Genomic DNA, 24,310 nt, shown 5'->3' on the forward strand with positions numbered 1-24,310 from the left:
ATGACCTTGCGCCTTCCCGTTTCCTTCCTTCTCGCGGTCGTCATCGCCGGCAGTGCGCTCGCGGCCGAACCTTCGCCGCAGGCGACCTCGCCCACCAACCCGCTCGGCGGCAAGCCAGCGGATGCCAAGGCCGCGCCGGGCCAGCCTCGCGTCATTTCGTGGGAAGAGCTCGTGCCCAAAGACTGGGATCCGATGAAGGAACTCAAGGGCATGGACCTGAGCAAGCTCGACGACAGCGACCCGCGCGCCAACGAGATGCTCATGAAGCTCCAGGACGCGTCGAACAACGCGCCGACCAACGCCGCGATGAACGGCGTCGAGGTGAAGATCCCCGGCTTCATCGTGCCGCTCGAAGAGAACAAGGGCGAAGTCACCGAGTTCCTCCTGGTTCCCTACTTCGGCGCCTGCATCCACACCCCGCCCCCGCCGGCCAACCAGATCCTGCACGTGCGTCCGAAACAGGGTGCGAAGTTCCGCGCCATGGACACCGTGTGGGTCACCGGCAAGCTGCAGACCCTGCGCAACGATTCGATGATGGGCGTGAGCGGCTACCACGTCACCGCCGACAGCGTCACCAAGTACACCGGCGGCGCGAAGTAACGCGACCGACCCGCTACAGCGGCTTCGTCATGAAGGCGCTGTACGGGTTATCAACGCGGCTAAAGAGCAGTGGTTACTGCTTGCCGATCTCGGTCAGCAGCCGCGTGACGAGGTAGAGGCGCGGCACGATCGAATCGACTTCGATGTACTCGTCCTTCGCGTGGTAGCCGAAGCCCGCGAGGCCGAAGCTTTCCAGCACCGTGGCCTTGCCCGAGCGGCCTGCGAAGCCGGCATCGGTGCCGCCGCCAGTCATCGGCGCCAGGCCCAGTTCACGATCGATTTCCTTGTAGATGGCCTGGGCCTTCGCGCCCAGCGCGGCGCCCTTTTCGCCCGCGAGGAACGCCGGGCGGCCCACTTCGACCTTCAGCGTGGTTTCGGTGTCGGGAATCAGCTTGCCACTGGCGATCTTCTTCTGCAGCGCGGCTTCGAGCTTCTTCTCCGCGCCGGGCTGTGTGATGCGGATGTCGCCGAGCGCCTGTGCCTTCGCGGTGATCTGGTTGAGCGGACCGTTGGCGCTCGCCACCGTCCAGTTCAGCGTGGCACCAGGCGTGTCCTTCGGGATGTCCTTCGTCTGCAGCATCTGGTAGGCCAGTTCGTAGAGCGCGTTGCGGCCCAGTTCGGGCGCGGCACCCGCGTGCGCTGCCCGGCCCGTGACGTTGAGGGTCGCCGTCGCGATGCCGGCGGCACCCAGCAGCAGTGACTCGCCCTTCGCCACCGATTTCGCGGCAGTCGGCTCGAAGGACAGCACGGTGTCGTGCTGCTCGGCCATCGTGGCGATCAGTTCGCCCGAGCCGACCGAGCCCACTTCCTCGTCGGTGTTGAACAGCACCGTGAGCGTGTCGTAGTCGCGCCAGCCGGCATCGGCGAGGATCTTCAGCGAGGCCAGCATCACCGCGATGCCGCCCTTGTCGTCCGCGATGCCGGGTCCGTAGATGCGGTTGCCGTCGACCTTGTATGGCTGCGTGCCGAGGATGCCTTGCGCGTAGACCGTGTCCATGTGCGCCTGCAGCATGATCTTGCGCTTGCCCGTGCCCTTGAGCGTGCCGATGACGATGTCGGCGCCCGCACCGGCCGTGGCCTTGCGACGCTCGGTCTTGAAGCCGATGCCCTTGAGTTGGCCTTCGACCACGTCCGCCATCTTGAGCAGGCCGTCGACATTGAGACTGCCTGATTCGATCAGCACCATCTCCTTGAGGTTGTCGATCACCGCGGGCTGCGCTTTTTCAGCGGCCGCGAGAAGCTTGGCATCGGGAGCGGCCTGGGCCGACGCGGCGGCGAACATCAGTCCGCAGGCCAGCGCGATGGAAGAAAGGGCGCCGTGAGCACGTTGATTCATTGTTTCAAGATGGGAGTTGAAGGGCGGAGAGAAGCATATTTCACGCCCATACGCTCACAAGCAAATGCGTGACACGCGCCGTGAGCCCCGGGTTTCAACTAGGCCCCACGATCGCTCGCAACGTGCCAACATGGCACGGCGGGCAAGTGCAATCCGCACGCCCTCCGCGACAGGAGACCTCCATGTCCAATCACGTCTACAAGCTCCTCGAACTCACCGGTTCGTCACCCACGAGCAGCGACGATGCCGTACAGCGCGCCATCGCCAAAGCCAGCGAATCGGTCCGCAACATCCAGTGGTTCGAGGTGACGGAAACACGCGGCCACGTGGCCGACGGCAAGGTCGCGCACTGGCAAGTGACAATCAAAGTCGGCTTCACCCTGGAGGACTAGCCGCCCAACGCGCACCCATTCCAGAAATACCGCGGAACCGGCTCCGCCGGGCCGCCGGTATTGCCCCGGCAGGGGGTAGGCGAAGCGACACGAAGTGCGCGCAGCCTGGGGGCGAGCTCAATCCGGCGCCTGGATCACGCGGTCGAACTCTTCGTCGGCGAGCACGTTGTCTGCGTCGAGTTCGCTGGCGTCGGTCAGGTCGATGCCGGTTTCCTCCGACAACTCGTCGGTGGCTTCGGCTTCCTCGTCTTCGAACTCATCTTCGGCGTCCTCGGGCAAGGTGTCCTCGGTCTCGTCGATCTCGGGTTCGTCTGCGGCTTCTCCGGAACGCAGAGGGGGGTCGGCGCTGGTCATGATCGGGCTCCTGGCTGACTGATGGTTCGCATGATGCACCCCGAGTGTGGGTCCGCGCCGGATCAGCCACTTCGGCGAAGGGGCAACAAGCGTGTCAGAAAGTGCCTCGTATGTCCACTCAGTGCCTGTGGTCGGACGCCTCGTGCGCCGGGTCATGTCCGGCTTCGTCGTGCGCATGGTCGTGGCCGGCGTGCGCGAACTGGCTCACCAGCGTGACGAGCAGGATGCCGAACGCCAGCCACACGATCTGCAGGGCCGTCTGGCGCGCGGGCAGCCGCTTCTGCAGTTGCGGGATCAGGTCGGCCAGCGCGACATAGACAAAGCTGCTGGACGCCAGCACCAGGAAGTACGGCAGCCAAGCGTGCAACTGGTCGACCAGCCACCAGCCCACGAGCCCGCCGAGCGCGGTCATGGTCCCGGCCAGGGACACCTTGACCAGCGCGATACGCTGGTTGGACGAACTCTGCCGCAGCACGACCAGGTCGCCGATGTGGTGGGGCACCTCGTGCGCGAGCACCGCGATCGCGGCCACCAGACCCAGGCGCATGTCCGCGATGAAGGCCGACGCGATCAGGATGCCGTCACCAAAGCAATGCACGCTGTCGCCGGTGAGCACGGCCCAGCCGCCACCCTTGCCGGTCTCGGCCTGCGCATGCGAATGGGCGTGGGCGTGGGCGTGGGCGTGGCCATGGTCATGCCCGTGCGCATGGGCATGGTCGGAACCGCCCTCCTCCTGATGATGTTCATGGCCGTGATGCCACAGCTCCGCCTTGTCGAGGAGGAAGAAGAACACCAGCCCGAACAGCAGCACGCCGAACAGCACGGCCGGCTCGATGCGGCTTTCGAAGGCTTCGGGCAGCAGGTGCATGAAGGCCGTCGCCAGCAGGGCGCCGGCGGCGAGGCTCAGGAGGTGCTGCGGATTCACGCCGCCGGAGCCGCTGCGCACGCCCACGCGCAACAGGAGCGCGGCGATCCAGACACTTCCGATGCCGGCAACCAGGGTCGCGGCGATGATGGCTAACAAGTTCATGACTGCTTGCGCAAGGGTGGCAAAACAAAAGCCGTCCATCGGACGGCTTTCGATCGAAAGCAGCTGGCGGATGCGGCCCGGGCCGCGCCGTTGGCTCAACCCGGGCCAGCGTGCGTGCCGGTCGCCAGGACAGCCTTCATCTTATCAACCGTGTCAAGCGTCGTAGGCGCGGGACGCGAGCGCGGACGCCAGGACTCGGGCCGGATCGACCAGCCGGAGTCCGTCCACTGCCGCCGAGCCTTCAAGCCCGAGCGGAATCTCCGTGCATCCCATGACGATCGCCACCGGTCCGTGACGCCGTGCGAGCTGCAGTGCCACCTCGTTGAAGCAGCCCTGCGCCAGTTGCATGTCGCCCGCCTTGACGCCGTCGTAGATGCCGCGCATGAGGGTTTGCCGCTCATCGGCCAGCGGCAGATGGCACACCATCCCCGCGTCCGCCATGGCCTGCTGATAGAGCCCCACGCGATAGGTCCCTTCGGTCGCCATCAGCGCCACGTCGCGCACGCCCTGCGCAGCCAGGTGCGCCGACACTTCCCGCGCGACGTGCAGCACCTCGATCTGCGGAAAGCGCGCCTGCAACGTGCCGTGCCATGCATGCGCCGTGTTGCACGCAATCGCCACCGCCCGGCTGCCCAGCGCCGCGAGCCGCCCCAGCGCCTGCAACATCGGCTCCAGCGGCTGATGCCCACCGAGCCCGTCGGACTCCAGCGCCCCGCTGCGATCTGGCACCGGCACCTGCGCCAGCCAGTGTTCCGGAAACCCCTGATCCCGCACCGCCTCACCCCGCGCCCGCATCCGGCAAGCACAGGCATCGACAAACAGCCGGACGAAATCCGCCCCCGCCGCCGGTCCCATGCCCCCCAGAATCCCAACAACCTGCGTCACGCCAAGCTCCCACAACGCATCCAACAATTTCCAGAAACACCACGGAACCGGCTTCGCCGGTCCGTAGGTGTTGCCCCCTGCAAGGGGGTAGGCGGCCACACGAAGTGGGCAAGCCTGGGGGTGTGCCTAGGTCGCTGGCTTGTCGCTCGGCGCCTTGATGTTCTCGCGCAGCTGCGGACTCATCGGCAGATTGAGCGGCACGCCCTTGGGCGGGATCGGCTGCATGAACCACTTGTTGTACATCTTCTCGAACTCGCCGCTCTTCATGAGGCCGATGAAGGTGTCATCCACCAGCTTCTTGAAGGCCGGATCGTCCTTGGCCAGCATGCACCCGTAGGGCTCGACCTGCAGCGCGTCGCCGACCACTTCGAAGTCGGCAGGATTCTTGGCATTGGCGATGAGGCCGAACAGCAGGATGTCATCCATTGCGAAGGCCACGGCGCGGTCGCTTTCCACCAGCAGGAACGCATCGGCGTGGTCCTTGCCGAGGACGAGGTCCATGTCGAGGTTCTTGTCGGTGTTGTACTTGCGCATGACCAGCGCGTTGGTGGTGCCGGTGGTGCTGGCCACGGTCTTCTTCGCGAGGTCGCCGTAGTTCTTGATGCCGGAAGACTTCTTCACCAGCAGGCGGGTGCCGGTGTAGAAGTGGTTGATGGCGAAGGCGACGTCCTTGCCGCGGGCGGTGTTGTTGGTGGTGGAGCCGCACTCCAGGTCGACGGTGCCGTTGGTGATCAGCGGAATGCGGTTCTGCGAGGTCACCGCCTGCAATGCCACTTCGAGGTTGGGCTTGTTGAGCTTCTTCTTGACCGCATCGACCACCGCGTTGGACAGCTCGACCGAGAAGCCGATGGGCTTGTTCCCGTCGAGGTAGCTGAATGGCACGGAGGACTCCCGGTAGGCCAGCGTGATCTTGCCGGAGTCGGCGATCTTGGCCAGGGTATCGGCGGCGTGTGCGCCCGTCACGGCGACGGTGAGCAGGACGGCTGCCGTCAATGCGGAGAGTTTCATGCGAGCCCTTTCGGTGGATTGAAGTGAAACGAAGTGTAGGAAGCAAACGCGCGGCCGTCACAATTCCTTTTGCACCGAAGCCCATGTCAAAAAGTTATGGCTGGGTCCGCCCATGAGCTTTGGCTATGGGGCGCCCTGTTTTTGGCATTTCCCCAAGGGCGCTCCCCCGCCTAGAGTCGACGCATTCGAATTTCGAGAGGAGGAAGGGTCATGCGCGTGTGCGTGCTGGGTGCCGGCATCGTGGGCTTGGCCACGGCGTGGCAGTTGAATCGCGACGGTCACGAGGTGTGCGTGATCGACCGTGCCGCGCCGGGCGCCGGTGCGAGCGGGGGCAATGGCGCGCAGTTGAGCTATTCGTACGTTCAGCCGCTGGCGGATCCGTCGATCTGGAAGCAGTTGCCGAAGCTGCTGCTGTCGCCCTCTTCCCCGCTGAAGCTGCGTCCGCAGCTCGATCCGTTGCAGTGGCGCTGGGGCATGGCCTTTCTGGCGGCATGCAATGCCAGGACTTCGCGGGAGACGACGGTTCGTCTGCTGGCGTTGGCGGCGGAGAGTCGTGCGGCGTTCGAAGCGATGCGCGCCGACGTTGCCCCGGATTGCGATTTCTCCGCGACGGGCAAGCTGGTGCTCTATGCGAGCGAATCGTCGCTCGACGGTGCGCGGCGGCAGCTCGAATTGCAGCGCGAGCTGGGCAGCGAGCAGCGGCTGGTCACGCCGGACGAATGCGTTGCGCTGGAACCGGCACTGGCAAGTTATCGCGGGCAGATGGTGGGCGCGATCCATACGCCGAGCGAGTGCGCTGCGGATTGCCTCAAGGTGTGCATGGCGCTGGTGCAGGCTCTGCAGGAACGCGGTGTTCGATTCGTGCTCGATACGGAAATCACGGGGTTCGACATGCGCCGTGGGGTTGTTGCGGCGGTGAAGACGGCGGCGGGTGATGTGGAAGCGGATGCGTTCGTCATGGCCTTAGGCACGGCGTCGCACCGCCTCGGGCGCGAGTTGGGTGCCTATTTGCCGGTGTATCCACTCAAGGGATACAGCATCACGGTGGATGTCGATCCGACGCCGGGTGCGGCGCCGCGGGTGAACGTGACGGACAGTGCGCGCAAGGTGGTGTTCGCACGAATCGGATCACGGCTACGGGTCGCAGGCATGGCCGAGCTGGTGGGGCACGATGCGAGCATTCCGGCTACGCGGATCGAGACGCTGGCGGAGGCTACGCGCGCTGTCTTTCCGGATGCTGGGCGTTTGGATGAATTGCATCCTTGGACTGGTATGCGGCCCGCTACGCCGACGGGGGTTCCGATCGTTGGGCGCTTGATGCCGGCGCCTTCGAACATGGTCTTCAATACGGGGCATGGGGCGTTGGGGTTTACGCTGGCTTTTGGGTCTGCGCTGAAGGTTGCAACTCTCGTTGGGGAGGGCGCCCGGTAGGCGGTGCGGGCCGGACGACCCCGCTGCGCCGGTCCTTCGGACTGCCCTGCAGTGCTCGCTTCAGGCGGGGTCCGCGCAAACTCGCTTCGCTCAAACACGCGGCGCCCTTTTTCCGCCTGAAGCTGCGCGCTTCGGCGGCGTAGAGGGGTCGTCCGGCCCGCACCACCTACCGGGCTCTGTGTGTGGATAACGGTTGTGGGCGTCTCGAACGTAGCCAGCCTGCGCGTAAACACACAGTGTGAGGCGGACAGTTCAACCGCGGCGTCCCAGCGTCGTCGGGCGGTGTGCCCTGTGCCGGCCGTTGAGGCACCGCCGAGCAGCGCAGCGCAGCGACAGGCGGATAGGGCCGCGCGTGTCTGAGCGGAACGAAGTGCAGCGAGTTTGCGCGGACCCCGCCTGGCGCGAGCAGCGCAGGGAAGCCGCGAAGCGGCCGGTGACGTCGGCCGGCACAGGGCACACCGCCCGACGACGCCACCCAACCCCGTCAACTCATTTCTTCAATCGCCTCACGCATAAACCGAGTGATGCCCCGCACAGCCACGGAATCAGGCCGCCCCGCAAACCGCAACGCCCGAATTGGCACTGGGATATGTGGCTCCAAAGTCAACACATCCACCTTAGAACGATCCGCAGAATTCGCCGTACACCCATCGACGAGCGCGACGCCAAGCCCGTGGTGCGCCATTGCCAGCGCGGCGTGGTACGTCTGCACCGTCACGACGGCCTGCTGAAATCCGACGCCCGCTTGACGACAAGCCTGGCTCAAGCTCGTCCCGACCGGATCGCGGCTGTCCAGCCCCACCACCGGCAGGTTCACCAGGTCGTGCAGCGCCACCGACCCGTTGCGCAGCAGCGCGCGCGACAACATGCCCTTGGGCGCGATGCACACCATGCGGCTGTCCGCGACGGACTCCTGCGTGAGCGAAGGATGCACCGCCGGGCTGAAAGCGAACCCGACATCGGCTTCCTGCAGCAGCAATGCCGACATGATCTGCGGCGAATGCAGCGACTCGACCGTCACCGCGATGGCCGGATGGTTCTCGCGAAAACGCTTGAGCGCACGCGGCAGCACCTCGTAGCTCAGCGCCAGCACCGTCAGGATGCGCAACTCTCCCGCGTCATTGCCCGTTCGCAGGTTGGCGGCGAGCCGTTGCACCTCGTCCAGTTGCGCGAACAGCCGCTCGATGTGCGGATACAGCGCCAGCGCTTCCGTCGTCGGTGTCAACCGCCCCTTGGCTCGCTGGAACAGCGAGAAACCGAGCTGGATCTCCGCATGCTGCAAGCTGCGGCTAACCGCTGGCTGCGTGATGTTGATCAGCCGCGCCGCCGCACTCACGCTCCCCGTGAGCATGATGGCGTTGAAGACCTCGATGTGACGAAGGCGCATCGCAGGAACGGACGGCCGGCTCAGGGCGCCGGACGTCCGACCTTGCCGCGCGAGATGTCCATGATCATCTGGGCCGAAAGGTAGAGCCGCGGCTCGATCGAATCCACCAGCACGTACTCCGCGTCGGCCGAATGCGCGCCGAAGCCTTGCAGGCCGAACCGCTCGACCACCGCGGCCTTCGTCTTCAGGCCCGCGAAGGCCGCATCCGTCCCGCCGCCCGCGACCTTGTCGTCCGCGCCCAGCTGCTTGCCGAGATCCTTGTAGATCCCTTGCGCATGAAGCGCCAGCGCGCGCGACGCGTCCGTGGCTTCCAGCGGCGGACGACGACGCTCGAACTTCATCTCCACCTTCGCCTGGGGAATGAGCTGCTTCTTCACGCGCTCCTGCACCTGCTGCTCGATGCGGTCGTAGTCGCTGACCTTCAGCACCCGCACGTCCGCGCCAGCCGTGGCCGTCGCCGGAATCACGTTCCGGTTCGAGCCCGAGCGCGAGATGGTCCAGTTCATCTTCAGCCCCGTCGCCGGATCGGACAGGTCACGCATCTGCAGGACCTGGTGCGACAACTCGTAGAGCGCATTCACGCCCTGCTCCGGCGCCGAGCCCGCATGCGAGGCCTTGCCGGTCACGTTCAGCGTCACCGAGGCGATGCCCGCCGTCGCGAGCGACAGCTTGTCCTCGTTGACCGACGAGCCCTCGTACGACATCACAACGTCGTGCTCTCCGCCAAGGCGCGTGATGAGGTTGCGAGCGCCCGGCGAGCTGATCTCCTCGTCGCCGTTGATCAGCACAGTCAGCGTCCCGTACTCCTTGAAGTCCATCGCCTTCAGCAGGGCGACCGTGTGCGTGATCACCGCAATCCCCTGCTTGTCGTCCGCGATGCCGAGCCCATAAGCCTTGTCGCCTTCGACGCGGAACGGCTGCTTGTTCAGCATGCCGATCTGATAGACCGTGTCCATGTGCGCGATCAGCATGATCTTCTTCGTGCCAGTTCCCTTGAACGTCGCGCGCACCACCTTGCCGATCTTCTCCGGCGTGTCCTCCATCCGATACGCATCCGCCGAAGGATCGATCAGCTCGACCAGCCCGCCCAAGGCCCGGAACTTGTCGGCAATCAGATTCGCAATCTTGTCCAGCCCTTCGAGATCGCGACTCCCCGATTCGATCGACACGAGCTCCTTCAACGTCTCCAGCAACGCTGGCTTCTCCTTCGCAGCCAGCGAAGCAACCCGTTGATCAGGCGCCGCAAAAACGCAAGCACAAGCCCCCGCAAGCGCAGCAACCAAAAAGGCCTTGCGACCAAAAACAACAGCAGTACTCATCAACTCAAAACCTCCAAAAACATCAAAACGACCCTCCCAGAAATGCCGCGGACCGGCTCAGCCGGTCCGCCGGCATTGCCCCCGGCAGGGGGTAGGCGAAGCGACACGAAGTGCGCGCAGCCTGGGGGCGAGCAAGATTAATGGGCTTTGTCCCAATTGGGACCAAAGCCGATCTCGGCCAGCAACGGCACCTTCAGTTCCGCCACACCGGCCATGAGCCGCGGGATCTCGGAGCGCACCCATTCGACCTCCGCGTCGGGCACTTCGAACACCAGTTCGTCGTGCACCTGCATGATCATCTTCGTGCCGCGCTTCTCGGCGTCGAGCACGTCCTGCACCTTGACCATGCTGAGCTTGATCAGGTCGGCCGCGGTGCCCTGCATCGGCGCGTTGATCGCCGCACGCTCGGCCCCACCGCGGCGCGGACCGTTCGGCGAATTGATCTCGGGCAGATAGAGGCGCCGGCCGAAAACGGTCTCGACATAGCCCTTCTGCTTGGCGAGCGCCTTGGTCTCGTCCATGTACTGCTTCACGCCCGGATAGCGCGCGAAGTAGCGTTCGATGTACGACGCGGCCGCCTTGGTCTCGATGCCGAGGTTGCGCGCAAGGCCGAAGCTGCTCATGCCGTAAATCAACCCGAAGTTGATGACCTTGGCATAGCGGCGCTGCTCGTTGGACACCTGGTCCACCGCGACGCCGAAGACCTCGCCGGCGGTCGCGCGGTGCACGTCGATGCCTTCCGTGAAGGCACCCAGCAGGGACTCGTCGCCGCTGATGTGGGCCATGATGCGCAACTCGATCTGCGAGTAGTCGGAACTCGCGATCACGCTGCCCGCCGGTGCGACGAAAGCCTCGCGCACGCGGCGGCCTTCGACGGTGCGGATCGGGATGTTCTGCAGGTTCGGATCGTTGCTCGACAGCCGCCCCGTCACCGCCACGGCCTGCGCGTAGTGCGTGTGCACGCGGCCGCTGCGCGGATTCGCCAGCTGGCCCAGCTTGTCGGTGTAGGTGCCCTTGAGCTTGGACAGGCCTCGGTGCTCGAGGATCTTGGCGGGCAGCGGAAAGTCCTCCGCCAGCTTCTCCAGCACTTCCTCGTCGGTGCTCGGTGCGCCGCTCGGCGTCTTCTTGATGACTGGAAGGCCGAGCTTGGTGAAAAACACTTCGCCGATCTGCTTGGGCGATCCGAGGTTGAAGGGCTGGCCCGCGAGTTCGTACGCCTCCGACTCCAGCGCCATGATGCGCTTGCCCAGTTCGTTGCTCTGCGCGGACAGCGTGGGCGCGTCGATCATCACGCCGTTGCGCTCGATGCGGTAGAGCGTCTCGCTCGATGCGATCTCCAGCTCGTAGATGAAGCGCAGTTTCTCGTCGGCTTCGAGCCGGGGCCACAGGGTCAGATGCACGTCCAGCGTCTGGTCGGAGTCTTCGCACGAATACTCGGCCGCCTTGTCGATCGACACCTGGCTGAACGGAATCTGGTGCGCGCCCTTGCCGCACAGGTCCTCGTAGTCGATGCCGGTGCGCCCGAGGTGGCGCTCGGCGAGGCTCGCGAGGCCGTGCGGCTTGTGGACTTCGAGCACGTAGCTCTGCAGCATGGTGTCGTGCGCGTAGCCCTGCACTTCGATGCCGTGGTTGGCGAAGACATGGCGGTCGTACTTGACGTGCTGGCCGAGCTTCTTCTTCGTGCCGTCCTCGAGCCAGGGCCGGAGCTTCGCGAGGACCTCGTCGCGCGGCAGTTGCACGGGCGCGTCCGGGTAGTTGTGTGCAACCGGGATGTAGGCGGCTTCGCCGGGCTTCACGCTGAAGCTCAGGCCGACGATCTCGGCGCGCAGTTCGTCGAGGGAGTTGGTTTCGGTGTCGATCGCCACCAGGTCGGCCGCCTCGATCTTTGCGAGCCAGGTGTCGAAGACTTCCCAGCTCACCACCGTGTCGTAGGCCAGGTTGGTCACCTTCGATGCGGCCTCGAAACTCGGGTCGTCGAAGAGACCGGTGCCGCCCTCCGGCCCCTTGCGCCGCTTGTTTTCCTCGATCAGCTCCGGCTGGACTTCGTGGGCCTCCAGCGTCTTCACGAGGCTCTTGAAACCGTACTGCTCGTAGAAGGTCTTCAGGCCGTCCGTCTGCTGTGGGCCGATGGCGATCGCGTCGAGCGCCGGCAGGCCGCTCACGTGACCGTCGAGATCGCAATCGGTGCGGATGGTCACCAGCCGGCGGCCCTGCGGAAGCCAGTCCATCGCCTTTCGGAGGTTTTCGCCGGCTTGGCCCTTGACCTCGGCCGCGTGCTCGATCAGCGCGTCGAGCGAGCCGTACTGGAGCAGCCATTTGGCAGCCGTCTTGGGGCCGACCTTTTCGACGCCGGGCACGTTGTCGACGGTGTCGCCGACCAGCGTCTGGTAGTCGATCATCAGGTTCGGCGGCACGCCGAATTCGGCCGTCACTCCGGCAACGTCGCGCTTCTTGCCGTTCATGGTGTCGATGATGGTGATGTGCTCGTCCACCAGCTGGCTCAGGTCCTTGTCGCCGCTGGAAACGATCACCTCGACGCCCTGCTTCGCAGCGGTGCGCGCCAGGGTGCCGATCACGTCGTCGGCCTCGACGTCGGGCACGGAGAGCACCGGCCAGCCGAGCATCCTGACGACCTGGTGGATCGGCTCGACCTGGCTGCGCAGGTCGTCCGGCATCGGCGAGCGGTTCGCCTTGTAGTCGGGATACCAGTCGTCGCGGAAGGTCTTGCCCGGCGCATCGAAGATGCATGCGGCATAGTCGGCGCGCACCTCGCGGCGCAAGGCCTGCATCATGTTGATCATTCCGCGGATGGCGCCGGTGGCGGGACTGCTGTTGTCGCCGGGCACGGCGCGCAGGTCCGGCATGGCGTGGAAGGCACGGTAGAGGTAGCTCGATCCGTCGACGAGCAGCAGTGTTTTCTTGTCGGTCATCGGGGCATTTTGCCGTGCCGCGACACCCCGTCCGGATGGCGCCGAAGAACCGCACATAGTTGTACCCCTTCGATGAACGCGGACCTACAATCTCTTCATGTCTTCCTCCACGCTCCTCGTTCGCCGCACCGGGCTTGTATCGCTGGTGTTGGCCTGCGCCGCGCCGACCGCTGCCGTCTTCGCACAGAACCCGCAGCCCACCCCGGAACCCGCTCAGGCGCAACCGGACCCGGACAAGGCCGCGGGCCGGCAGAACCAGAAGATCGAGCGCATCCACGTGGAGGACCGCAACGCGACGGTCGACGAACTCCGTGTCGGCGGGCAGACCGAAAACATCACCGTGAAGCCGGCCAAGGGCCCGTCCTACCAGGTGATGCCCAACGAAACCGAACGCATGCGCAACCAGGGGCAATCCGACCAGAGTTCCGGCGAAAACGGTTCCCGGGTCTGGTGGAACGTCTTCAAGTTCTGAGCGCGCAGTGGCGGTTTTCACGGAAGTCGGATTCGACGAAGCCGACGCGCTCGTTCGGCGTCTCGGCCTGGGTGGCCTCACCGACCTCAGGGGCATCGAGGGCGGCATCGAGAACACCAACTACTTCGCGACCACGGAGTCGGGCGAATTCGTCCTGACCCTGTTCGAGCGCCTCGGCGCCGAGCAACTTCCGTACTACCTTTGCCTAATGAAGCACTTGGCGGCGCGCGGCCTTCCGGTGCCCGAGCCCGTCGCCGACCCGGACATTGCGCCGCCCACCGGGCATCCGCTGTCCATTCCGGCCAACGCACCCTGCGAACTGCTGCTCACCGTCGCCGGCAAGCCGGCCGCCATCGTGCAGCGCCTGAAGGGGAAGAGCGAACTGGTGCCCACGGCCGCTCATTGCGCCGAACTCGGCCGCCTGCTGGCGCGCATGCACCTCGCGGCGCGGAACTACCCCCGTATCCAGCCCAATCTTCGTGGCCTCCAATGGTGGAACGACACCGCACCGGTGGTCCTGCCTTATCTGGAAGCCTCTCAGGCCGCATTGCTGCGCAGCGAACTGGCCTACCAGAACCACATCGCCGAATCCTCCGCCTATGCGGCGCTGCCGCGCGGGCCGGTGCACGCCGACCTGTTCCGTGACAACGCCATGTTCGACGCGCACGCCAGCGCGGACGCACCCCGCCTGACCGGCGTGTTCGACTTCTACTTCGCCGGCGCCGACACCTGGCTTTTCGACATCGCCGTGTGCCTGAACGATTGGGCGATCGATCTCCCGACCGGTCGCCACGATGCCGCGCGTGCCGACACACTGCTGGCCGCCTACGGCACCGTGCGCCCCCTGACCGGCCCCGAGCGCGCCCTGCTGCCCGGCATGCTTCGCGCCGCCGCGCTCCGATTCTGGATCTCGCGGCTGTGGGACTACCACCTCCCGCGGGAAGCGAGCATGCTCAAGGCCCACGATCCGACCCACTTCGAACGCGTGCTGCGCGAACGGGCCCACGCAAGTTACGAATTCGACCGCGGCGCGGAACTGGCCGCCTGACCTGACCCGATGAAACTCAATCTCGTGCCGTCGCGCACCGGTGTGCTGTGGGTCCGGGCCGGCCTCCAGGCTTTCGCACGGCAGCCGCTGGCCTTCATCTCCCTCTTCTTCCTTTTCATGGCGATGGTGTCGATCGCCTCGCAGGTGCCCCTGATCGGCGCGGCCGTGGCGCTGATGCTCCTGCCGACCATGACGTTGGGCCTGATGGCCGCCGCCGCGCAGGCGGCGGGGCCGGAAAAGCCGCCGGCGGGAACGGTGTTCATGGCGGCGCTGAACGCCGTGCGGGCCGACGTGCGGCCCATGGCAATGCTGGGCGCGATGTATGCCGCGCTGTTTCTCGGCGTGATGGCCATTTCCGCCCTGGCCGATGGCGGGCAGTTCGCGCGCGTCTACCTGCTCGGCGGGCCGCTCAGCCGTGAACTGGCCGAGACGACCGAATTCCAGGTGGCGCTCTGGATCGCCATGGGCCTGTACCTGCCGCTGTCGCTGGCCTTCTGGCATGCGCCGGCGCTGGTGCACTGGCATCGCGTGCCGCCGGCCAAGAGCCTGTTCTTCAGCTTCGTCGCCTGCTTCAGGAATTTCGGCGCGCTCACCGTGTTCGGTCTGGTCTGGGTCGGCGTCTTCATCGGCGCCGGCATCGTGCTGAGCCTGCTCGCGACGCTGCTGGTGGCCGTCGGGGCCATGGGCATCGGCGAAGGCGCATCGGCGGCGGGCGGCGCCGTGATGATCGGCGGCGCGCTGGTGATGGCAGCGATGTTCTTCACCAGCACTTGGTTTACTTTCAGGGATTCATTTAAGGAATAACCCCCAGCCTCGCCCACTTCGTGTGGCTCGGGCACCCCCTTTCAGGGGGCAACACCGGCGGCCCGGCAGAGCCGGTTCCGCGGTGTTTTTCGAAGGGGCCTGGCTTCGCCGGCCGAAGGATCACACGGGGGTGAGTTTTGCAACTGAGAGCGCGAGCCACTTGACGCCGTGGCGGGGGAAGTTCACCTGTGCACGGGCATCGTCGCCGCTGCCTTCGAGCGCCAGCACGGTGCCTTCGCCGAACTTGTTGTGGAACACCTGCATGCCTGAACGCAGGCCGTGCGAGGGCGCGGCTTTCTGGGGTGGGACGGGCGGGCTGGCGAAGGTGTCCTTGCTGCTGAAGGCGCCTGCGCCGCCGCGCGTGGTGGCGTAGCCGCCGCCAAAGCCGAAGGCGGAAGGAGTGAAGCCCTGGTTCTTGGGCGTGAGCCACTTGAGCGCGGCTTCGGGCAGTTCCTCGAAGAAGCGGCTCTTGACGTTGTAGCGGGTCTGGCCATGCAGCATGCGCGTCTGCGAATGGCTCAGGTAGAGGCGTTTGCGGGCGCGCGTGATGGCGACGTACATCAGGCGGCGTTCCTCCTCCAGGCTCTCGTAGTCGCTCATCGAGTTCTCGTGGGGGAACAGGCCCTCCTCCAAGCCGGTGATGAACACGCAGTCGAATTCGAGGCCCTTGGCGGCGTGCACGGTCATGAGTTGGACCGCGTCCTGGCCGGCCTGCGCCTGGTTGTCGCCGGATTCCAGCGCGGCGTGCGTCAGGAATGCGGCAAGCGGACTCAGCGTCTCACCGGTTTCGGCGTCCGGCGCCAGCGGCTCGTCGGTGATCGGACGGTTCGGGTCGAGGCCCTGGCTGGCGGGTGACTGACGCAGTTCGTCGACCGGCAGCGCGACCGCGTCGCGACCGAAGCCTTCCTGCGTGACGAAGCTTTCCGCGGCGTTCACCAGTTCGTCCAGATTCTCGATGCGGTCCGCGCCCTCGCGGTCGGCCTTGTAGTGTTCGATCAAGCCGCTGTGGTCGAGCACGAGCTCGATGATCTCGCGCAGGGACATCCCCACCGTCTGCTCGCGCAGCACGTCGATCTTGGCGACGAAGGCCGAGAGGTTGCCACCGGCCTTGCCGCCGACGGCACTCACCGCGTCGTGCAGCGAGCGGCCGGCCGCGCGGGCCGCATCCTGGAGCTGCTCGATGCTGCGGGCTCCGATGCCCCGCGGCGGAAAGTTGACGATGCGCAGGAAGCTGGTGTCGTCGTCCTTGTTCTCGAGCAGCCGCAGGTAGGCCAGCGCGTGCTTGATTTCGGCACGCTCGAAGAAGCGCAGGCCCCCGTACACGCGGTACGGCACCGCGGCATTGAAGAGCGCCGTTTCGATCACGCGGCTCTGCGCATTGCTGCGGTAGAGCACAGCCATTTCCTTGCGGTCGATGCCGTCGCGCACCAGTTGCCGCATTTCCTCGACCATCCACTGCGCCTCGGCGAAATCGCTGGTCGATTCGTACACCCGCACGGGCTCGCCGGGGCCCTGGTCGGTACGCAGGCTCTTGCCGAGCCGCTTCTTGTTGTGGCTGATCAGCTCGTTGGCCGAATCGAGGATGTTGCTGTAGCTGCGGTAGTTCTGCTCCAGCTTGATCTGGTGCGACACATCGAACTCGCGCACGAAGTCGGCCATGTTGCCCACGCGCGCGCCCCGGAAGGCGTAGATGCTCTGGTCGTCGTCGCCGACCGCGATCACGCTGTTGTCGCCCGGCGCGAAACGGCCGTCGGTCGTCGTGCCCGAAAGCATCTTGATCCACGCGTACTGCAGCCGGTTGGTGTCCTGGAATTCGTCGATCAGGATGTGGCGGAAGCGGCGCTGGTAGTGCTCGCGCACCGGGTCGTTGTCGCGCAGCAACTCGTAGCTGCGCAACATCAGTTCGCCGAAGTCGACCACGCCCTCGCGCTGGCACTGCTCCTCGTAGAGCTGGTAGAGCTCGACCTTCTTCCGGTCGTCGTCGCTCCGGATCTCGACGTCGCGTGGTCGCAGGCCGTCTTCCTTGGCGCCGGCGATGAACCATTGCGTCTGCTTCGCCGGAAAGCGCTCGTCGTCGACGTTGAACTGCTTCATCAGCCGCTTGATGGCCGAGAGCTGGTCCTGCGTGTCGAGGATCTGGAAGGTGGACGGCAGGTTGGCGAGCTTCCAGTGCGCGCGCAGGAATCGGTTGCACAGGCCGTGGAAGGTGCCGATCCACATGCCGCGCACATTGACCGGCAGCATCGCGCCCAGCCGGGTCATCATTTCCTTGGCGGCCTTGTTGGTGAAGGTGACGGCCAGGATGCCGCCCGGCGACACCTGCCCGGTCTGCAGCAGCCAGGCGATGCGGGTGGTCAGCACCCGCGTCTTGCCCGACCCGGCGCCGGCGAGGATGAGGGCGTTGCCGGCCGGGAGCGTCACGGCGGCACGCTGCTCCGGGTTGAGGTTTTGGAGCAGCGGCGAATCTGCGGCAGCCGCGAGGTCGGTGAACATCCGTCGATTGTAGAAAGCAGCGCGTATGCGGGTTATACGAAGTGACGGAAGACCATCGCAGGCGCGCGCGGGTAGAATCAGACACCGGGCCCAAGTTTCTTGACGTCCGGTTTTTTTGCGCCTGCGCACAGCAGGGTCCGGTCGCGCCGCCACGGCGCACCCGCAAATCCGGTCACAAGCCAAGCGCCCCATCGCCGCCGAAATCCTTCGGCGACGACCTTTTCAAGGAGCTTGGATCTCATGCAAATCTTCGACTACGACAACATCCTTCTTCTGCCGCGCAAGTGCGTGGTGGAAAGCCGTTCCGAGTGCGACGCCAGCGTCACGCTGGGTGGCCACAGCTTCCGCATCCCGACGGTGCCCGCCAACATGAAGACAGTGGTCGACGAGACCATCTGCACCTGGCTCGCGAAGAACGGCTACTTCTACGTGATGCACCGCTTCGACCTGGACAACGTCCAGTTCGTGAAGGACATGCACGCCAAGGGTGTGTTCGCGTCGATCTCGCTGGGCGTCAAGAAGCCGGACTACGAGACGGTCGACCAGCTGGTCGCCGCCAACCTGGTGCCGGAGTACGTCACGATCGACATTGCCCACGGCCATGCCGACAGCGTGAAGAACATGATCGCGTACCTCAAGAAGAAGCTGCCGAAGACCTTCGTGATTGCGGGCAACGTCGGCACGCCGGAGGCCGTGATCGACCTCGAGAACTGGGGCGCGGACGCAACCAAGGTCGGCATCGGCCCAGGCAAGGTCTGCATCACCAAGCTCAAGACCGGTTTCGGCACGGGCGGCTGGCAGCTGTCGGCGCTCAAGTGGTGCGCGCGCGTGGCGACCAAGCCGATCATTGCCGATGGCGGCATCCGCGACCACGGCGACATCGCGAAGAGCATCCGCTTCGGCGCGTCGATGGTGATGATCGGCTCGCTCTTTGCGGGACACGAGGAATCGCCCGGCAAGACGGTGGAAGTCGACGGCGTGCTCTTCAAGGAGTACTACGGCTCGGCCAGCGACTTCAACAAGGGCGAATACAAGCACGTCGAAGGCAAGCGCATCCTCGAGCCGATCAAGGGCAAGCTGGCCGAGACGCTGGTCGAGATGGAGCAGGACATCCAGAGCTCCATCAGCTACGCGGGTGGACGCAAGCTCATGGACATCCGCAAGGTCAACTACGTCACCCTGGGCGGGGACAACGCGGGCGAACACCTGCTGATGTGAGGCTGCGGCTAGCGCGGGTCAGGCCTGGAGCAGTTGCATGGCGAGGTCGTGCAGCCGCTGGCCCGGGCTGGCCACCGTGTCCACGATGCTGAAGTGGTCGAGCCCCGGCAGCACCTCGCAGACAGGCACCACGTCGCGCCCCCAGGCTTCCCGGATCAGCGCGTTCTGGCGGATGAATTCTTCGCTTTCGTCGCCGCCCGCCACCGCGTAGAGGGTGCCGGCTTGCGGTATCGGCCGCAGTGCCGGACTGAGGCGCAGCGCATCCGCGTCGCTGAGCCGGATGGCCTTCTCGATGAAGGGCGCATGCTGCAGCGGGCGCAAGTCGTGGAGGCCGGAGATCGACAGTGCACTGCGCACCAGGTTCGCAGGCAGGTCCGGCGCCACGGCTTTGCAGTCGCAGGCGAACAGCATCGCGGACAAGTGCCCGCCGGCCGAATGACCGGAAACGGTGATCCGCGCAGGATCGCCACCGTGAGCCGCGACGTTGCGCCACGTCCATTCCAGCGCGCGAATCATCTGCTGCGAGATGTCCCCGATGCCGACCGGCTGCGTGGGCGTGCCGGGGCACAGCGCATAGTTCGGGATGACGACGCACACGCCGCGATCGGTGAATGCCCGGGCGATGAATGACTGGTCACTCTTGTCGAGCGCGCTCCAATAGCCGCCGTGAATAAAGACCAACACCGGTGCGCCCGGAACCGATGCCGGGAAGATGTCCAGGGTTTCGGCGGGCCCGTCGCCGTAGGGCACATCGAGCCGACAGGCCAGGGAAGCACGGGCCGCCGCGGAATCCGTCGCCCATCGCCCCAGAGTAGCGGGGTGGTCCGGGACCCTCGCGCGGTTGTTGTACATGCGGTCGAGCCACGCGGGATCGTACGACTCCATCTTGATTGCTCCGGGTTTGTGAGGGCCAAATCTTGGCACGGCCGTCGTGCAGCGTCGTGCGGGTTCTGGTTAGAATTCTCCTTGCGTTGGGGGGGTAGCTCAGCTGGGAGAGCGCCGCGTTCGCAATGCGGAGGTCGTGAGTTCGATCCTCATCCTCTCCACCAACTGGAATTCAAGGGCCTTCGTGGCCCTTTTTCTTTGCTTTCGCCATGCAGCCGGCCATCCCCGAAGGTGCTGGAATCAATGGACGCGCGCGACGCATGGCCCCACTCTCATTCCGCTCACCTTGAAAAGCCACTCTTTGCCGGCGAGCGATCATCTTGTCTGTCGACATTTTTGTTACTACAATAAATCGAGGCATGCTGATCACGTTCGATACCGCCAAGCGCGACAAGACATTGGCGGAACGAAGACTGGACTTCGCTCGATCGGGCGAGGTGTTCGCCGGCCCGGTGCTGACGCTGGCAGACGATCGGGCCGACTATGGCGAGGCTCGCTTTATCAGCTTCGGCCTGCTCGATGGTCGCCATGTGGTTGTCGTGTGGACCCCTCGCGGCGAGGCGCGCCGTGTTATCTCCATGAGGAATGCCAATGAGCGCGAAATTGCCCGGCACACCAGCAGGTTCCGTTGACCCTGACGATGCGCCGGAACTGACGGACGAGTTTTTCGATCGCGCCACGCCGACCGTGGGCGAGCGTGAGGTCTCGCGCGACGAATACGCGGCAGCCGCCCGGGTCGCGCAGCGCGGGCGTCCGCGATCGGAGCGCACGAAGGTGTCCACCACGATTCGCTTTGATGCCGAAGTGTTGGCCGCCCTCAAGGCCACCGGGCCGGGCTGGCAGACGCGCGCCAACGACGCGCTGCGCGCCGATCTGGAGGCCGGGCGACTGTAGGGCGCCGAGGCCAAGAGCCCGGCAATGGTGGCCTATCTCCTCCGAAGACACCTGTCGCATTGCCACCGTCCGGCCTCGATGGCCTGAAGGCATCGGCTCGATCTTCAGACTTTAGTTGGCAGGCGCCGGCACCGGCGTTTCCGTACTGCGGATCTTGCCCCCACCTGGCACGCTGCCCCTGATTTCCGAGTTGCCGGTCCCACGCACACGTTCCTCGCATGCGGCGCGCGCGTCCGCCGGCTGGCGCTGGCAGCGGGCCAGGGCGTTCTCTTCGTAGCCTCCGGTGCTCGTCAGGTTGCCCTGCTGCTTTGCCTGCCTGGCCGCCCCGGCTTCGCGCATGCAGGCCGCCCGATCCACGCGGGGGTCGTTGCAGGACGCAGCGTCGTCGGCCGACCACGCGTTGGCCGCCCCCACTACTGCGCTGACGATCAGCATCGCGTTCAAGCACAAACCTAAGGTTTTCTTCACGGTGCGGCTCCTTGCCGAAAATTGAGAAGGCCAGCCTGCCTGGGATCTTCCTCGTGCCGAGCCAGCCAAACACGGCATCGGACGTCAGCGACGCAGCCGGAAGTAGCGAAGCATGACGTTCGCCATCGTGCCGGCCCGCTGGAAAACCGGCTCGAATAGTGCGTTGTAGACACCGGTGCCGATCACCGAGCCCAGGCCGATCGCGACGATGGTGAACAGCGTCGCAACGAAGTTCTCCGCACCGGCGAGCCGGTCGCTGCCGACGAGTTCGGCCATCCCGATCAGGCCCAGCGATCCGGGCACCAGCAGCCACAGCGCCGGCGTGAAGGTCACCATCGCGGGCGGACCGCCGAGACGGTACTGAACGAAATACGAGGCGGGCGTGATCAGCATCGCGGCGAAGAAGCCGCTCATGTAGCCGCCGAATACCGCATTGCCGACCAACTGGCCTGCCTGGGCAACACACAGCAGCGCAAGCATCCAGGGCAAGGTCCGCAGACGCGCGGCGTAATGCAGCACGTGCCCCACGCCGAACAACAGAACGCCCAGCCAGGGCGCCCAGGCACGCACGGCGGCTTCCGGCGGCGCCGTGAGCAACCGGTCCGGCGGCAGCCCGACCAGCGATGCCGCAGCCAGCATGCCGAGCACCAGGAACACCAGTTGCAGCAAGCCGTACACGAACCGGGTCCCGCCCGAAACAACATCGCCGTAGGCGAGCTCGACCGTCGCAATCGCGAGCGTTCCGCCGGGCAGGAAGGTCACCAGCGACGCGACGAGCACATAGATAGGACTGGCCGCGAAGCCATGCTGCGCAGCCAGTAAAGACACCAGCGCGACGACGAAGGCCGCGACCGTCGGCAACAGCGTCGTGATGATGCCGCGGTTCCGCGCAAGCACCTTGAGCACGCCCACCACCAGCCCGAAGAAGGCCGCCGCACCCACCACGTCGGACGCGGGCCTCAGCACCAGGGCGATCCCGACGGTGACCAGCACATGCCCGAGCACGCCCCAGAGCAGCCCGAGCCGGGGCGGCATCGACAGGATCGCGTAGATGCGTTTCAAACCCTCACCCGGGTCGATCGGATCGCGCTCCGCGTCGCGCGCGAGTTCGTGCGTGGCCTCGATCTGGTCGAATCGCAGCACGAGCCCCTGCTCCGCCGTGAACTCGATCTGCAGCGAGTCCTCTTCCGCGAAATTGACGAAGACCACGGTGGGCAGTGCCAGCACGTTGAAGTGCTCGACACGGTTGACGCGGGCGACGCGCCGCAGGCTCGTCTCGACCAGCCCCACAGGTCCGCCAGTGGCCAGCATCAGGTGGCCGAGGCGCAACATGAAGCGAAGCAGTTGCCGGCGCTCCGCCACCGAGCGGTCGGTATTCGCTTCTTGCAGCGTGGCGGACGGCACGCTCGATGACGAAGGATCTGCGCTCATTCCAACTGTTTGCCTTCCTTGGACGGGCCATCCTCGACCGCATCAACCGAAGGGGCCGATGTTGAACACCATGCTCGCGATCGCCATGAAGCCGATGAGCAGCAGCAGAAGTGCGACCAGCAGGGTCAGCGACACCGGAAACTGGCTTTCGGCGTGGACGAGCCCCTCTGCCTTCATCGCCTTGCGTTCCCGTCGCAGTCCGACCATGAAGGAGAGGTGGTAGCCGATCCCCGAGACCAGCATGCCGATGCCCAGCAAGACCAGGGCGATGCCGAAATGCCGCGCGGCCTCGCTGCTCTTGAGAACCTGGGCATCGTGCAGCTTCTGGAACACCTGGAAGATGGTGAAGCCGAAGCCGATCAACGACAGCGAGGTGCGGATCACGGACATCAGCGTGCGCTCCGCGCTCATGCGGGTGCGCTGGAACGACATCCCGGTCCGCCGCGAGGACAGTTCGACCGAGATGCGTTCGGACTCCGACCCCGGGCCCTTCAGTGGTGTTTCGTAAGCCATTCAAGCCTCCTGGATGGCGCGCATGACCGGCGGCGGCGTCCACCGGCCGTCGAGCACGGCCTGCTCCGGCCAGTAGGAGCGTATGTAGAGGGAGAACTCGCTCGCGTCGCCGGTGGGCGCCGGAAGCCAGTTGCTCTCCTTGTCGGCGCCAGGTGACTCGCCCTGCACGTAGATCGTGAGCGAGCCGTCCGCCTCGTACTTCAGCGACTTGCTCTTGGTGCCGACCGAGTACCGTCCCAGCGGATTCGGCTCGAAGAAGTGGTGCCGGTTGTAGAGCGTGAGCGACCAGAATCCCTGGACCGGCGGCGTCGCGCCCTTCGCGAAGGTGACCGTGTAGCGGTTGGCGCTGTTGAGCCGCGCGCCGTCGGCGTCGAGGTCCTGGTAGAAGTACTTGGTCTCGTTCTGCTTGTTGACGAAGATGTTCGACTTCGCCACGGCCGTGCGCGTGAAGTAGTCGCTGCCGAAGCTCGCGCCGTTGGCGATGGTGGACCAATGGTGCGGCAGCTGCCGGCCGTAGTTGCGAAACTGGAAGAGGGGCTCGACCAGTTCCTTCTCCGCCGCGGCCAGGGCCTGGTTGAAGACGCCCCTGACGCGCGCATCCTTGCTGGCCGCATCCACTACTGCCAACACTTGCGCATAGCGCGCCGATTCCCCCGCCAGCGGCTTTGCATCGGCCAGGGCGCCCGGCAGCATGTCCAGGAACTTCTCCGGCTTGACCCACTTGGTCTCCGCGTCGTCGCCACTCTCCGAAGATTTTTTCACCACCGGCACCTTGCGCCAGTCGGTGACTTTCATCCTCCCGTCGAAGTCGGCCACCGGGTACAGCCCGATCTGGTTGAGGGCCGCCTGCACCGCCTGCAGGTCCTGCGCCGTGTCTTCGCGAAAGACGCGGGGCACGACCACGCCGGTGCATGTCTGCGCCACGAACACCTTCGCGATGCCCTGCGGCACGGTGCCCACCCAGTTCGGTCCGGCCAGCAGATAGAAGCCGGGTCGGGTGCCGTACATCCGGCCCAGTTCGGCAAAGCTGTCGGTGCGCGAATCCACCACCTGGTACACCCAGAAGCGATCGCCGAAATCCGGCACCTGCACCACGACCGGCGACACGTCCAGCGCCAGGATGCTGTTGCCGTAGACCACATCCTGGTTCGGACACGCCACTGCGCGCTCCGCAGGGTCGATGTAGTCGGTGAGCATGGTCACCGAGTTGAGCGGCCCGACCGGCAGAACGCCACCGAGCAGCATCGGATGCGGCAGCGGCCCGAAGGTGACGCGGCGGCTGTAGACATTGACGATCGGCCATGCCCAGAAGAAGGCGTCCCGCGCGACGTGACGCACATAGTCGTCGGTCAGCTTCATCTGGGTGTCGGGTCGGGGGATCACGTGCGCCATCGTCATCTCCTCGTGGTGTT

At 65.6% G+C, this 24,310-nt stretch carries 23 protein-coding genes and 1 tRNA gene; 10 read left to right on the forward strand and 14 right to left on the reverse strand.

The features are described from left to right. A complete protein-coding gene (locus ACSFBL_RS10420) occupies positions 1 to 600 on the forward strand; it encodes a DUF3299 domain-containing protein (protein ID WP_435515689.1) in 600 nt (199 codons plus the stop codon). Between the two features lie 73 nt (positions 601 to 673). On the opposite strand, the gene ACSFBL_RS10425 is transcribed toward ACSFBL_RS10420, so the two are convergent. Continuing rightward, entirely contained in the window at positions 674 to 1,936 is a 1,263-nt protein-coding gene (locus ACSFBL_RS10425) for a glutamate carboxypeptidase (protein WP_435515690.1), read from the reverse strand. A 182-nt stretch (positions 1,937 to 2,118) separates the two neighbouring features. Here ACSFBL_RS10425 and ACSFBL_RS10430 point away from each other — a divergent pair, with 182 nt between their 5' ends. Beyond that, positions 2,119 to 2,328 carry a dodecin gene (locus tag ACSFBL_RS10430; protein ID WP_435515691.1) on the forward strand — a complete coding sequence of 70 codons (210 nt, stop codon included), beginning with the start codon at positions 2,119 to 2,121 and terminating at the stop codon, positions 2,326 to 2,328. Positions 2,329 to 2,445: 117 nt separating this feature from the next. Here the strand turns inward: ACSFBL_RS10430 and ACSFBL_RS10435 are convergent, their stop codons facing one another. The 4 genes from ACSFBL_RS10435 to ACSFBL_RS10450 form a co-directional block, all read right to left on the reverse strand. Next, complete coding sequence (locus ACSFBL_RS10435) at positions 2,446 to 2,682, reverse strand: hypothetical protein (protein WP_435515692.1); 237 nt, start codon at positions 2,680 to 2,682, stop codon at positions 2,446 to 2,448. A gap of 118 nt (positions 2,683 to 2,800) precedes the next feature. After that, positions 2,801 to 3,712: a ZIP family metal transporter gene (locus ACSFBL_RS10440; protein ID WP_435515693.1), complete on the reverse strand. Its 912-nt coding sequence runs from the start codon at positions 3,710 to 3,712 to the stop codon at positions 2,801 to 2,803. 153 nt (positions 3,713 to 3,865) lie between these two features. Further along, positions 3,866 to 4,612: an aspartate/glutamate racemase family protein gene (locus tag ACSFBL_RS10445; protein ID WP_435515929.1), complete on the reverse strand. Its 747-nt coding sequence runs from the start codon at positions 4,610 to 4,612 to the stop codon at positions 3,866 to 3,868. A 111-nt stretch (positions 4,613 to 4,723) separates the two neighbouring features. Then, positions 4,724 to 5,605 (reverse strand): transporter substrate-binding domain-containing protein, encoded by an 882-nt coding sequence (locus ACSFBL_RS10450; protein WP_435515694.1) that lies wholly within the window; start codon positions 5,603 to 5,605, stop codon positions 4,724 to 4,726. Positions 5,606 to 5,815: 210 nt separating this feature from the next. Here ACSFBL_RS10450 and ACSFBL_RS10455 point away from each other — a divergent pair, with 210 nt between their 5' ends. Then, positions 5,816 to 7,036: a D-amino acid dehydrogenase gene (locus tag ACSFBL_RS10455; protein ID WP_435515695.1), complete on the forward strand. Its 1,221-nt coding sequence runs from the start codon at positions 5,816 to 5,818 to the stop codon at positions 7,034 to 7,036. Positions 7,037 to 7,520: 484 nt separating this feature from the next. Here ACSFBL_RS10455 and ACSFBL_RS10460 read toward each other — a convergent pair whose 3' ends face one another. The 3 genes from ACSFBL_RS10460 to polA all read right to left on the reverse strand — a co-directional run bounded on the left by ACSFBL_RS10460 (position 7,521) and on the right by polA (position 12,672). After that, the gene (locus ACSFBL_RS10460) at positions 7,521 to 8,423 is read right to left on the reverse strand and encodes a LysR family transcriptional regulator (protein ID WP_435515696.1); all 903 of its coding nucleotides are present in this window, start codon (positions 8,421 to 8,423) and stop codon (positions 7,521 to 7,523) included. A gap of 20 nt (positions 8,424 to 8,443) precedes the next feature. Further along, on the reverse strand, positions 8,444 to 9,742 hold the full coding sequence (locus ACSFBL_RS10465) for a M20/M25/M40 family metallo-hydrolase (protein ID WP_435515697.1): 1,299 nt from the start codon (positions 9,740 to 9,742) through the stop codon (positions 8,444 to 8,446). A gap of 137 nt (positions 9,743 to 9,879) precedes the next feature. Next, complete coding sequence (gene polA / locus ACSFBL_RS10470; protein ID WP_435515698.1) at positions 9,880 to 12,672, reverse strand: DNA polymerase I; 2,793 nt, start codon at positions 12,670 to 12,672, stop codon at positions 9,880 to 9,882. Between the two features lie 97 nt (positions 12,673 to 12,769). On the opposite strand from polA, the gene ACSFBL_RS10475 reads away from it, so the two are divergent. The 3 genes from ACSFBL_RS10475 to ACSFBL_RS10485 are packed head-to-tail and all read left to right on the forward strand — an operon-like array spanning position 12,770 to position 14,996. Next, entirely contained in the window at positions 12,770 to 13,144 is a 375-nt protein-coding gene (locus ACSFBL_RS10475; protein ID WP_435515699.1) for a hypothetical protein, read from the forward strand. Between the two features lie 7 nt (positions 13,145 to 13,151). Continuing rightward, entirely contained in the window at positions 13,152 to 14,192 is a 1,041-nt protein-coding gene (locus ACSFBL_RS10480; RefSeq protein ID WP_435515700.1) for a homoserine kinase, read from the forward strand. Positions 14,193 to 14,201: 9 nt separating this feature from the next. Beyond that, positions 14,202 to 14,996 (forward strand): BPSS1780 family membrane protein, encoded by a 795-nt coding sequence (locus tag ACSFBL_RS10485; RefSeq protein ID WP_435515701.1) that lies wholly within the window; start codon positions 14,202 to 14,204, stop codon positions 14,994 to 14,996. A gap of 120 nt (positions 14,997 to 15,116) precedes the next feature. Here ACSFBL_RS10485 and ACSFBL_RS10490 read toward each other — a convergent pair whose 3' ends face one another. After that, the gene (locus ACSFBL_RS10490; RefSeq protein WP_435515702.1) at positions 15,117 to 17,489 is read right to left on the reverse strand and encodes a UvrD-helicase domain-containing protein; all 2,373 of its coding nucleotides are present in this window, start codon (positions 17,487 to 17,489) and stop codon (positions 15,117 to 15,119) included. Positions 17,490 to 17,729: 240 nt separating this feature from the next. On the opposite strand from ACSFBL_RS10490, the gene ACSFBL_RS10495 reads away from it, so the two are divergent. Further along, positions 17,730 to 18,707, forward strand: coding sequence for a GMP reductase (locus ACSFBL_RS10495; RefSeq protein ID WP_435515703.1), 978 nt, complete (start codon positions 17,730 to 17,732; stop codon positions 18,705 to 18,707). An 18-nt stretch (positions 18,708 to 18,725) separates the two neighbouring features. On the opposite strand, the gene ACSFBL_RS10500 is transcribed toward ACSFBL_RS10495, so the two are convergent. Continuing rightward, positions 18,726 to 19,592, reverse strand: a complete 867-nt coding sequence (locus tag ACSFBL_RS10500) for an alpha/beta hydrolase (protein WP_435515704.1) — start codon at positions 19,590 to 19,592, stop codon at positions 18,726 to 18,728. A gap of 88 nt (positions 19,593 to 19,680) precedes the next feature. Here ACSFBL_RS10500 and ACSFBL_RS10505 point away from each other — a divergent pair. From ACSFBL_RS10505 to ACSFBL_RS10515, 3 genes are all read left to right on the forward strand, one after another. After that, a tRNA-Ala gene (locus ACSFBL_RS10505) sits at positions 19,681 to 19,756 on the forward strand. A gap of 195 nt (positions 19,757 to 19,951) precedes the next feature. Next, positions 19,952 to 20,224, forward strand: coding sequence for a BrnT family toxin (locus ACSFBL_RS10510; RefSeq protein ID WP_435515705.1), 273 nt, complete (start codon positions 19,952 to 19,954; stop codon positions 20,222 to 20,224). After that, complete coding sequence (locus tag ACSFBL_RS10515) at positions 20,184 to 20,486, forward strand: BrnA antitoxin family protein (RefSeq protein WP_435515706.1); 303 nt, start codon at positions 20,184 to 20,186, stop codon at positions 20,484 to 20,486. The genes ACSFBL_RS10510 and ACSFBL_RS10515 overlap by 41 nt, the downstream gene beginning before the upstream one ends. A 111-nt stretch (positions 20,487 to 20,597) precedes the next feature. Here ACSFBL_RS10515 and ACSFBL_RS10520 read toward each other — a convergent pair whose 3' ends face one another. From ACSFBL_RS10520 to ACSFBL_RS10535, 4 genes are all read right to left on the reverse strand, one after another. Beyond that, positions 20,598 to 20,954: a hypothetical protein gene (locus ACSFBL_RS10520; protein ID WP_435515707.1), complete on the reverse strand. Its 357-nt coding sequence runs from the start codon at positions 20,952 to 20,954 to the stop codon at positions 20,598 to 20,600. 84 nt (positions 20,955 to 21,038) lie between these two features. Continuing rightward, a complete protein-coding gene (locus ACSFBL_RS10525) occupies positions 21,039 to 22,385 on the reverse strand; it encodes a threonine/serine exporter family protein (protein WP_435515708.1) in 1,347 nt (448 codons plus the stop codon). A 42-nt stretch (positions 22,386 to 22,427) separates the two neighbouring features. Next, a complete protein-coding gene (locus ACSFBL_RS10530) occupies positions 22,428 to 22,898 on the reverse strand; it encodes a YidH family protein (protein ID WP_435515709.1) in 471 nt (156 codons plus the stop codon). After that, on the reverse strand, positions 22,899 to 24,290 hold the full coding sequence (locus ACSFBL_RS10535; RefSeq protein WP_435515710.1) for a DUF1254 domain-containing protein: 1,392 nt from the start codon (positions 24,288 to 24,290) through the stop codon (positions 22,899 to 22,901). Positions 24,291 to 24,310: the final 20 nt, after the last annotated feature.

It is taken from the genome of Variovorax glacialis, from assembly GCF_051216375.1.
Lineage (GTDB): Bacteria > Pseudomonadota > Gammaproteobacteria > Burkholderiales > Burkholderiaceae_C > Variovorax.

What these genes read in the sequence shown, in the direction of transcription:
- ACSFBL_RS10420 (WP_435515689.1), top strand. Translation starts at nt 1, where the DNA reads ATGACCTTGCGCCTTCCCGTTTCCTTCCTTCTCGCGGTCGTCATCGCC.
- ACSFBL_RS10425 (WP_435515690.1), bottom strand. Translation starts at nt 1,936, where the DNA reads ATGAATCAACGTGCTCACGGCGCCCTTTCTTCCATCGCGCTGGCCTGC.
- ACSFBL_RS10430 (WP_435515691.1), top strand. Translation starts at nt 2,119, where the DNA reads ATGTCCAATCACGTCTACAAGCTCCTCGAACTCACCGGTTCGTCACCC.
- ACSFBL_RS10435 (WP_435515692.1), bottom strand. Translation starts at nt 2,682, where the DNA reads ATGACCAGCGCCGACCCCCCTCTGCGTTCCGGAGAAGCCGCAGACGAA.
- ACSFBL_RS10440 (WP_435515693.1), bottom strand. Translation starts at nt 3,712, where the DNA reads ATGAACTTGTTAGCCATCATCGCCGCGACCCTGGTTGCCGGCATCGGA.
- ACSFBL_RS10450 (WP_435515694.1), bottom strand. Translation starts at nt 5,605, where the DNA reads ATGAAACTCTCCGCATTGACGGCAGCCGTCCTGCTCACCGTCGCCGTG.
- ACSFBL_RS10455 (WP_435515695.1), top strand. Translation starts at nt 5,816, where the DNA reads ATGCGCGTGTGCGTGCTGGGTGCCGGCATCGTGGGCTTGGCCACGGCG.
- ACSFBL_RS10460 (WP_435515696.1), bottom strand. Translation starts at nt 8,423, where the DNA reads ATGCGCCTTCGTCACATCGAGGTCTTCAACGCCATCATGCTCACGGGG.
- ACSFBL_RS10465 (WP_435515697.1), bottom strand. Translation starts at nt 9,742, where the DNA reads ATGAGTACTGCTGTTGTTTTTGGTCGCAAGGCCTTTTTGGTTGCTGCG.
- polA (WP_435515698.1), bottom strand. Translation starts at nt 12,672, where the DNA reads ATGACCGACAAGAAAACACTGCTGCTCGTCGACGGATCGAGCTACCTC.
- ACSFBL_RS10475 (WP_435515699.1), top strand. Translation starts at nt 12,770, where the DNA reads ATGTCTTCCTCCACGCTCCTCGTTCGCCGCACCGGGCTTGTATCGCTG.
- ACSFBL_RS10485 (WP_435515701.1), top strand. Translation starts at nt 14,202, where the DNA reads ATGAAACTCAATCTCGTGCCGTCGCGCACCGGTGTGCTGTGGGTCCGG.
- ACSFBL_RS10490 (WP_435515702.1), bottom strand. Translation starts at nt 17,489, where the DNA reads ATGTTCACCGACCTCGCGGCTGCCGCAGATTCGCCGCTGCTCCAAAAC.
- ACSFBL_RS10495 (WP_435515703.1), top strand. Translation starts at nt 17,730, where the DNA reads ATGCAAATCTTCGACTACGACAACATCCTTCTTCTGCCGCGCAAGTGC.
- ACSFBL_RS10500 (WP_435515704.1), bottom strand. Translation starts at nt 19,592, where the DNA reads ATGGAGTCGTACGATCCCGCGTGGCTCGACCGCATGTACAACAACCGC.
- ACSFBL_RS10510 (WP_435515705.1), top strand. Translation starts at nt 19,952, where the DNA reads ATGCTGATCACGTTCGATACCGCCAAGCGCGACAAGACATTGGCGGAA.
- ACSFBL_RS10515 (WP_435515706.1), top strand. Translation starts at nt 20,184, where the DNA reads ATGAGCGCGAAATTGCCCGGCACACCAGCAGGTTCCGTTGACCCTGAC.
- ACSFBL_RS10525 (WP_435515708.1), bottom strand. Translation starts at nt 22,385, where the DNA reads ATGAGCGCAGATCCTTCGTCATCGAGCGTGCCGTCCGCCACGCTGCAA.
- ACSFBL_RS10530 (WP_435515709.1), bottom strand. Translation starts at nt 22,898, where the DNA reads ATGGCTTACGAAACACCACTGAAGGGCCCGGGGTCGGAGTCCGAACGC.
- ACSFBL_RS10535 (WP_435515710.1), bottom strand. Translation starts at nt 24,290, where the DNA reads ATGGCGCACGTGATCCCCCGACCCGACACCCAGATGAAGCTGACCGAC.